This window comes from Streptomyces sp. NPDC002130 (assembly GCF_040296465.1).
In the GTDB taxonomy this organism is placed as follows: domain Bacteria; phylum Actinomycetota; class Actinomycetes; order Streptomycetales; family Streptomycetaceae; genus Streptomyces.
Map to the genome: position 1 here is coordinate 1 of NZ_JBEOXI010000300.1, position 8,711 is coordinate 8,711.

The 8,711-nt window shown below is 70.4% G+C and carries 7 protein-coding genes and 1 pseudogene; 5 read left to right on the forward strand and 3 right to left on the reverse strand.

Annotated features, from left to right (window positions below):
* The 4 genes and pseudogenes from ABT116_RS35895 to ABT116_RS35910 form a co-directional block, all read left to right on the forward strand.
* Nucleotides 1-1,932 (forward strand): annotated as a pseudogene (locus ABT116_RS35895) (DNRLRE domain-containing protein); the annotation flags it as partial.
* A 195-nt stretch (nt 1,933-2,127) separates the two neighbouring features.
* Nucleotides 2,128-2,535 (forward strand): hypothetical protein, encoded by a 408-nt coding sequence (locus ABT116_RS35900; protein ID WP_351642801.1) that lies wholly within the window; start codon nt 2,128-2,130, stop codon nt 2,533-2,535.
* A 12-nt stretch (nt 2,536-2,547) separates the two neighbouring features.
* Entirely contained in the window at nt 2,548-3,042 is a 495-nt protein-coding gene (locus tag ABT116_RS35905) for a thiol-disulfide oxidoreductase DCC family protein (RefSeq protein ID WP_351642804.1), read from the forward strand.
* A gap of 44 nt (nt 3,043-3,086) precedes the next feature.
* Nucleotides 3,087-3,833, forward strand: coding sequence for a TetR/AcrR family transcriptional regulator (locus ABT116_RS35910; RefSeq protein ID WP_053674623.1), 747 nt, complete (start codon nt 3,087-3,089; stop codon nt 3,831-3,833).
* A gap of 15 nt (nt 3,834-3,848) precedes the next feature.
* Here ABT116_RS35910 and ABT116_RS35915 read toward each other — a convergent pair whose 3' ends face one another.
* From ABT116_RS35915 to ABT116_RS35925, 3 genes are all read right to left on the reverse strand, one after another.
* A complete protein-coding gene (locus ABT116_RS35915; protein ID WP_351642808.1) occupies nt 3,849-5,402 on the reverse strand; it encodes an ABC transporter substrate-binding protein in 1,554 nt (517 codons plus the stop codon).
* A gap of 179 nt (nt 5,403-5,581) precedes the next feature.
* Nucleotides 5,582-6,946, reverse strand: a complete 1,365-nt coding sequence (locus tag ABT116_RS35920) for a metallophosphoesterase (RefSeq protein WP_502983994.1) — start codon at nt 6,944-6,946, stop codon at nt 5,582-5,584.
* A 181-nt stretch (nt 6,947-7,127) separates the two neighbouring features.
* Nucleotides 7,128-7,367, reverse strand: coding sequence for an SCO4848 family membrane protein (locus ABT116_RS35925; protein WP_003992504.1), 240 nt, complete (start codon nt 7,365-7,367; stop codon nt 7,128-7,130).
* 91 nt (nt 7,368-7,458) lie between these two features.
* Here ABT116_RS35925 and ABT116_RS35930 point away from each other — a divergent pair.
* Nucleotides 7,459-8,711, forward strand: a 1,253-nt coding sequence (locus ABT116_RS35930; protein ID WP_351642815.1) for a D-alanyl-D-alanine carboxypeptidase family protein, incomplete at its 3' end; no start/stop codon positions are given.

The following is an 8,711-nucleotide window of genomic DNA, read 5'->3' on the forward strand; positions in this document are numbered from 1 at the left end:
GCCCCCAAGCTCCACGACGGCAACAAACTGGCGACGAAGAGCTTCGCGCACGGCTACAAGTCCGGCTGCCGGGACGCCTTCGAGACCTTCGACGTGAAGAAGGGCGCGCAGAAGGCAGCGGACAAGGGTGACGACAGCATCACCTTCGGGCTGCGCGCTCGCGACGAGAACTCCCAGTACGCATGGAAGAAGTTCCACGCCAATCAGGACTACGCGCCTGTCCTCGAGCTGGTCTACAACCGCCGGCCCTCTGTCGTCTCGAACTCGCTGGACATGGGCCCGGACGGCAAGTGCACCACCACCAAGCCGTACGTCCGCATGGGTTCCGGTGCCCTGACCTTCACCGCGAAGGGCACCGACAAGGACAAGAACCTGGACTACCTCGACTTCGATCTCTGGCCGACCGGACAGTGGGATTCCGCCGGAGATCTGCTCGGCTCGACCGGCAAGGTTTCCGTCGGAGGCGACACCGGTACGGCCCTGCGGTCGACGAAGGAGTTCTCCACGAGCAAACTCAAGAACGGGACCACCTACTCGTGGCGGGTCCGGGCCATCGACGATGCCGGCACGACGTCGTCGTACTACCCGGTCAAGACACCCTGCCGGTTCGTGCTGGACACCTCCGCCCCCCGGCCGCCCGTGGTCAGTTCCACCGACTACCCCAACGCGGACGGCAACCAGAACGGCTTCGGCAACGACGCCGAGGACGCCAACTGGTCGGCCAAGAAGTTCGGCACCGCTGGATCGTTCACCGTGCGGGCCCTGAACAGTGACGTCGTGCGCTACGAGTACGGCTTCAATTCGGCCACCTACACCGGCAGTGTCGGGCGGACGAGCGGTACGGCGACAAGCGTGAGTGCCGCTCTGTCCGGGGCAAAGCCTCCGACTGCCGGGCCCAATGTCCTCTACGTCCGGGCCATCGACGGCGCGGGCAATCCCTCCGATCCCACGAAATACTTCTTCTACGTCTCCCCGCGGGACCAGGCCGACAGCCCCGGCGACTTCACCGGCGACAAGCTGCCCGACCTCATGGTGGTGACCGAGGGCGGCAACCTGGCCATGTACCCCTCCCAGGCCGACAAGGACGATCTCGCCAAGGGCACCGGCGACCTGGACTACTCGATGGCCGGGGCCTACCGGTCCAACCCCGACAAGGACCCCAACGGCGACGACCTGCCCCCGTACGTCCCTGTACCGTCAGGGCACTTCAAGGGAGCCCTGATCACTCACAACGGCGACATATACGGCGGTGACGGACTGCAGGACCTCGTCGTCCGCCTCTCCGGCAAGCTCTGGGTCTACCCCGGGGACGGCTACGGCGCCGTCAATGTCGACCGGCGCCAGGAGATCCTGCTGCCGGACGGGGCTCCGAGTCCCGCTGATGTCACCCAGATCGTCTGCGCGGGAGACGTGACGGGCGACGGCCGTCCCGACTTCTTCGCCACGGTGCGGAACAGCGCCGGCACCGACGACGAACTCTGGGCCTTCACCGGCTACCACGGCGCGACGGTGAGCCAGGCGGTCCGCCTCAACTCCTCCGCCTGGCAGGACCGCGACATCGTCATCACGCAGGACGTCTCCGGTGACGGCGTGACCGACCTCGTCTACCGGTCCGACGTCTCCGGGAAGTTGTGGCTCCGCAAGGGCATCGCCGCTTCCGGTGGCGGCGTCGATCTCAGCTCACTGGCGACAGCGGCGAACTCCTCGGGCGGTCAGGACAACGAGTACGGCGCCTCCGGCTGGGCGAGCAGCGCCAAGCCGCATCTGATGGGCACCCCGAGTGCCAACGGCGACACGGTTCCCGACGTCTGGGCCGTCCTGGCCGATGGATCCGTGCGCTTCCACGCGGGCGGCAAGACCGCTCTGAGCGGTTCGGGCACGGAGGTCATCGCCCGGGCGGACTACTGGAAGACCCGTATCGGCATCGGGTGACGCGCTGAGTTCCCGGCCGGGGTCTGCTCCTTCGAAGGAGCAGACCCCGGCCCGTTCACAGCTGCCTCAGGATACTTGGGCCCGCGATCTTCGCGTCGCCTGCCGGCATCATCGCCTTGCCTGTTGAACATGTTCAAAACTAGGTCTAGAGTCATTCCCGACAGCGTTTTGAACGTGTTCAAGAAGGGTGGGGCAATGGACCGCACGGTCATCGCCTACGTCATCTACCTGCTGGTCAGCATCGGTCTGACCGTCTGGGTGGCCCGCACGCTCAGCCACAACGGGAGGGTCTTCCTCGCCGACGTGCTGCACGGCAACGAGAAGCTCGCCGACGCCGTCAACCACCTCCTGGTGGTCGGCTTCTACCTCGTCAACCTCGGGTTCGTCGCGCTCTACCTGAGCGACGACGAGACCATCACCGACGCACGCGGCATCTTCGAGGCCCTGTCGACCAAGCTCGGCGTGGTCCTGCTGGTGCTCGGCGTGATGCACCTGGCCAACGTCTACGTGCTCAACCGGATCCGGCGCCGGGGCGCCATGGAGCGGGAGCAGGTGCCGCCGGTGCCGCCGCAGGGCTGGGTCGCCCCGCAGCCGCAGGCCTGAGCGGAGACCGGCATGAACGCCACCGCACCGGTGCGCCGACTCACCGTCCTGTACGACGCCGAGTGCTCCCTGTGCGCGTTCCTGCGCGACTGGCTCCTGCGGCAGCCGAAGCTGGTGCCGCTGGAGCTGGTCCCGGCCGCCTCCGAGGAGGCACGGCGGCGCTTTCCCGGCCTCGACCACGGCGTCACCCTCGAGGAGATCACCGTCGTCGGCGACGCCGGGCAGGTCTACCAGGGCCCGGCCGCCTGGGTGGTCACCCTGTGGGCGCTGCGCGAGCACCGGCCGCTCGCCCACCGGCTGAGCACCCCGTCCGGCGCCCTGCTCGCCAAGGGCGCGGTGCTCGCCGCCGCCAAGTGGCGCGGGGCGCAGTGGCACCGGGGGCAGCGCGGCGGGGCGCGGTGGGGCGGCCGGGTCTACCGGCGGGCGGACGGCTGGTCGTACGACCCGGACAGCGGCTGGAGCTACACCGCGCCGGGCTGCGCCGACGGCACCTGCGCCCCCCGGTAACCGCACCGGTAGCCGCACCGGTGCTGACGTTAGGCTCTGTTCCCGTGTCCGCGAAGAACGACGGCCCCGACGACGGCGCCCTCCCCACCAAGTCCGAGCAGACCCGCGCCCTGATCCTGGAGACGGCCATGCGGCTGTTCCAGGAGCGCGGCTACGACAAGACGACGATGCGGGCCATCGCCAAGGAGGCCGGGGTCTCCGTCGGCAACGCGTACTACTACTTCGCGGGCAAAGAGCATCTGATCCAGGGCTTCTACGACCGGATCGCCGCCGAGCACCAGGTGGCGGTCCGGGAGATCCTGGACCGGGAGCGCGACCTGGAGGCCCGTCTGGCGGGGGTGCTGCGGGCCTGGCTCGACATCGCCGCGCCCTACCACGAGTTCGCGGTGCAGTTCTTCAAGAACGCCGCCGACCCGGACAGCCCGCTCAGCCCCTTCTCCCCCGAGTCGGAGCACGCGCGCGAGGAGGCCATCAGCGTCCACCGGGAGGTGCTCGCCGGGGCCACGAAGACCAAGGTGCCCGAGGAACTGCGGGACATCCTGCCCGAGTTGATGTGGCTGTCCCAGATGGGGCTCGTCCTGTACTGGATCTTCGACCGCACCGAGGGGCGCGAGCGCAGCTACCGGCTGGCCGAGCGCGGCGCCCGGCTCACCGCGCGGGGCGTCGCCCTGGCCCGCTTCCGGGTGCTGCGGCCGCTCGTGCGCGAGGTGCACGAGCTGTTCACGGAGTTCCTGCCGGGGATGACGAACGCCATTCCCGATCCGGCGGCGCGGCGGCGCACCGACTCCTGACAGCGGGGCGGGCCGTCAGAGCGCGGTGAGGCTCCACAGGCGGAACACGCCCGTGCCGTCCGACAGGTACTGGCCGCCCCCGACGTCCTCGGTGGTGACGACGTACTCCTTGGCCTGCCACAGCGGCAGCACCGGGACGTCCTCGGCGACGGTCTCCTGCACCGCGCGGAAGTCCCGCTCGGCGTCGGTCCGCTCGGCGTAGCGCCGGCTGTCCTTGATGAGCCGGTCGACGGTCTTGCTGCTGTAACCGGTGTTCATGGCGCTGCCGGTGCCGACGAGCGCGGCGCCGAAGGTGTCCGGGTCGGGGAAGTCGGCGACCCAGCCGACGGCGTACGCGTCGAGCTTTCCGGTCGCCCACTGCTTCTGGAAGGCGGTCCACTCGTAGCCCTTGAGGGTGACCTGGAACAGACCGCTCGCCTCCAGCTCCTTCTTGATCTCGGCCGCCTCCTGCTCACCGGCGCCGCGCCCCTTGGCGTAGCCGTAGGTGAAGTGCACCGGCAGGCTCACACCGGCCTTCATGAGGAGCTGCCGGGCCTTGGCCGGGTCGGGCTTCGGGTAGTCGTCGAAGAACGAGGCGGTGTGCCCGGTCAGGCCTGCCGGGATCAGGGAGTACAGCGGGTCGACGGTGCCGTCGTAGACGGTGGCGGCCAGCGCCTCGCGGTCGATCAGCCAGGCCATGGCCTGCCGGACCTTCGGGTTGTGCAGCGGTTTGCCCGAGCGGGTGTTGAAGTACAGGTTCCGGGTTTCCGAGCCGTCCGCCTCGTAGACGTGCTGGGCGGGGTCGCTCGGGTTGAGTGCGGCGAGGACACCGGGCGGCAGCTGGTCGGTCGCGACGTCGACCTGCTTGTCCTTCCAGGCGGTGTCCAGGGCCTGAGGGGTCGCGTAGTAGCGCAGCTCGACGGGCGGGCCGGTGCCGCTGACGGCACCCCGGTAGTGCGGGTTGGGCGCGAGGACCGCCTCATGGTCCTTCGTGTACGAGGTGAGGGTGTACGGGCCCGTCCCGTCGACTCCGGCGTCGGTGCGGAGCTTGCCGTCCGGGTACGCGGTGTGGTCGACGATCGAGCCGGCGCCGGTGGCCACCTTGAAGGGGAACGTCGCGTCCGGCGAGGTCAGGTGGAAGGTGACGGTCATGCCGTCGGCGTCCACGGAACCGAGCGTGCCGAGCAGGGACGCCGGGCCGACCGGGGCCTTGATCTTGAGGATCCGGTCGAAGGAGTACTTCACGTCCTCGGCGTCCATCGCCCGGCCGCTGGGGAAGGTGAGGCCGTCGCGCAGTTCGCAGCGGTACGTGGTGAGGTCGCCGCGGACGAACGCGCAGCTCTTCGCCGCGTCCGGCACGGGGGCGGTGCCGCCCGGCGCGAAGGTCAGCAGCGACTGGAAGACGTTGCTGAACAGCGCCCAGGAGCCCGCGTCGTAGGCACCGGCGGGGTCGAGCGAGGTGACGCCGTCCGTCGTGCCGACCGTGATGGTCTTCCCGTCGCCCTTCGACGGCAGGAACTGCCAGGCGCCCACGCCCGCGGCGGCCAGGACCAGCAGCCCCGCGAGTATCCGTATGCGAACCGATCGCATCGGCTTTGCCCTCCCCAGACCCTCTTGGGGCCCTTGTGCGTATGCCACACCCCTTCGTGGCGGGCTCACCCAATCACAGGATTTTGCGCAGGGGGGAAGGGAGATCGTATGAGTTGGGAAAGAACTTACCGATGGGCCTTTCGGTCCGGTTTCACAGCGTTCTCACAGGGTGTGCGCGCTCAGGCCTGCTTCGACGCCAGCTCGATCACGGTGATGTCCGACGGTGCGCCCACGCGGGTGGGCGGGCCCCAGGCGCCGGCGCCGCGCGAGACGTAGAGCTGGGTGTCGCCGTAGCGGTCCAGGCCCGCGAGGGTGGGGTTGGCGCCGGAGGCGATGAGGTTGCCGGGCCAGAGCTGGCCGCCGTGGGTGTGTCCGGAGAGCTGGAGGTCGACGCCGTGCTCGACGGCGTCGTGGATCTGGACGGGCTGGTGGGCGAGCAGCACGCACGCGCGGGCGGTGTCCCGGTCGCCGAGCGCCTTCGCGAAGTCGGGGCCCTGGCCCTCGTCCTCGCCCGCGATGTCGTTGACTCCGGCCAGGTCGAAGTACGGCATCTCCCTGCGGGCGTTCTCCAGGGGGTTGATGCCCAGGCGGCGGACCTCCTCGACCCACTGCTCGGCGCCGGAGAAGTACTCGTGGTTGCCGGTGACGAAATAGGACCCGTGACGGGCCCTCAGCCGGGCGAGCGGGGCGGCCGCGGGGCCGAGGTCCTTCACGCTGCCGTCGACCAGGTCACCGACGACCGCGATCAGGTCGGGCTGGGTCCCGTTGATCGTGTCGACGACCTTCTGCGCGAAGCCGCGTCCCAGGACCGGGCCGAGGTGCACATCACTGACCACGGCGATCCGGTACCCGTGCGCGGCACGCGGCAGCTTGGCCAGGGGCACGGTGACCCGCTTGACCTGCGGCCCGCGCAGCACACCGTACGTCCCGTACCCGACGGTCCCGACGGCGGCGGCCGCGGCGGCCCCGGCGACGACCCGGGAGACGAAGAGGCGGCGGGAGGGGCCGGCGGGGGTGGCGGAGGCGGGCGCTCGATCGGCATCGCCGACCGTGGGCGCGGGGGCCGCGCCGCTGCCGTTCGCCTGCGGCGCGGCGGCCCCGGCCGTGGGCGCGCCGACGCCATGGCCGGGCTGTGAGGTGGCCGCGGATGCCGCGGTGGAGGCGGCCGTTCCGCCACCGCCCGCACGCGAGGCGGACGCGGGCACGGCGGACGCGGTGGAGGCCGCACCGCTGCCGTTGTCCTGGGGGCCTGTCGTGCCCGAGGCGGGAGCGCGGTCCGCAGGGGGTTCGGGTGCCGTGGTCGGCACGCCCGCGGCACCCGTCGGAGTGGGCGCGGTGGGCGTCGCCGGGCCGGGCTGCGGACCCCGGTCCGTCCGTCTCGCCCGGTGTTCGAGGAAGCGGCGCAGGAGCGGGCGGACGAATTCACCGGCCACCACTGCCAGCAGCAGGTATATCGACAGGGCCAGCCACAGGAAGCCCGGCCAGGCCAGCACCTGCTGGAGCCAGAAGGGGGCGCCGGAGCGTTCGGCGACCAGGGCGGTGATCGCGAGGACCCAGCCGCCCGCGACGAGGACCGCGCCCGCCCGGCGGACGAGACCCGGGCCGCTGGTCGTGTCACGGAACAGGCGGCGCCACACGTACCAGTTGGCCGTCACGACGACGGCCAGGACCAGCACGGCGATGAGTACGAAAACGATGACCACGGTGTCGTGTCTCCCGATCGCCCTATGACGTCCGGCGCAGTGCGCGCAGACCACGCAACCCGATGGCCCCGATGACCGTCCCCAATACGAAGGAAACGACGGCGAGCAGCAGGTGCACCCAGAAGTAGGCCGTGGGACGACCGTCGTCGAAGGCGAGCCCGCTGCCGTCCTTGACCAGGTTCTTGACGAAAGTGATCCAGATGACCCAGCTCCACACCCCGAAGGCGAGCAGGAACCAGGAGACGGGGCGGCTGAGCTTCATGCACCCAGTATCGCCAGGCCGTGTCCGGTTCCGTTCGCGGGGTGGGGCCGGAGACGGGACTTCCCCCCGTACGGCATGTACGTTTCCGACCGTGCCCGCTCCGAAGCAGACCACCAGGCGATCCCTGCTGGTCACCTCCGCCGTCCTGTCGTCCCTCGCCCTGGCCGCACCCGCCGCCGTCGCCGCCCCGAAGCCCTCGGGCAGCCCGTCGGCTAGCGCGAGCCCGTCGGCCACTCCCCCGGCGTCGATGTCGACCGTGGGCGGCGCGCGGCTCGGCAAGCCGGGCACGCAGGTGAACCTGGCGAGCGGCGTGCCGGTGCTGCCGAAGGACTTGAGCGCCCGCTCCTGGATCGTCGCCGACGCCGAGTCCGGTGACGTGCTGGCCGCGCACAACGCGCACTGGCGCCTCGCCCCGGCGAGCACGCTGAAGATGCTGTTCGCGGACACGCTGCTGCCCAGGTTCCCGAGGGACACCAAGCACAAGGTCGTCCCCTCCGACCTGGCCGGTATCGGCCCGGGCTCCAGCATGGTCGGGATAAAGGAGGACGAGACCTACACGGTCCATGACCTGTGGCTCGGCGTCTTCCTGCAGTCCGGCAACGACGCCGTGCACGTGCTGTCCGCGATGAACAAGGGCGTCGAGAACACCGTCAAGGACATGAACGAGCACGCCGAGGAGCTCCAGGCCCTCGACACGCACGTGGTCAGCCCGGACGGCTACGACGCGGAGGGGCAGGTCTCTTCGGCCTACGACCTGACGCTGATCGCCCGCTCCGGGATGCAGAAGCCGGACTTCCGCGAGTACGCCTCGACGGTCACGGCGAAGTTCCCGGGCGAGACGAAGAAGGGCAAGAAGGGCAAGACGGTCCGTAAGCCCTTCGAGATCCGGAACACCAACCGGCTGCTGGCCGGCGACTCCGACGTGCCCGTCTACCAGGGCATCGCGGGCGTCAAGAACGGCAACACCACCAACGCCGGCGCCACCTTCACCGGCGTCGCCGAGCGCGGCGGCAAGGTGCTGCTGGTGACGGTGATGAACCCGGAGAAGCCCGAGCACAACGAGGTCTACAAGGAGACGGCCCGGCTGTTCGACTGGGGCTTCAAGGCAGCCGGGAAGGTGCAGCCGGTGGGTGAGCTGGTGCCGCCCAGGGGCGCCGAGCAGGCCAAGCCCGGCGCCAACCCCTCCGGCGAGGCCGGCGGATCCGGGGACGGCGGCAGCGGCACGGCCGGAACCGGGTCGAAGCCGGTGGCCGGCGCCCCGGCCGCGGACGGCTCCAGCGGCATCGGGACGGCGCTCGGCATCACGGGCGGGGTGCTGGTGCTGCTCGCTGGCGGCGCGTTCCT

Bases quoted from the DNA above. Each gene is read 5' to 3' on its own strand.
- ABT116_RS35925 (WP_003992504.1), bottom strand. From the start codon at position 7,367: ATGAAGCTCAGCCGCCCCGTCTCCTGGTTCCTGCTCGCCTTCGGGGTG.
- ABT116_RS35900 (WP_351642801.1), top strand. From the start codon at position 2,128: ATGGACCGCACGGTCATCGCCTACGTCATCTACCTGCTGGTCAGCATC.
- ABT116_RS35915 (WP_351642808.1), bottom strand. From the start codon at position 5,402: ATGCGATCGGTTCGCATACGGATACTCGCGGGGCTGCTGGTCCTGGCC.
- ABT116_RS35905 (WP_351642804.1), top strand. From the start codon at position 2,548: ATGAACGCCACCGCACCGGTGCGCCGACTCACCGTCCTGTACGACGCC.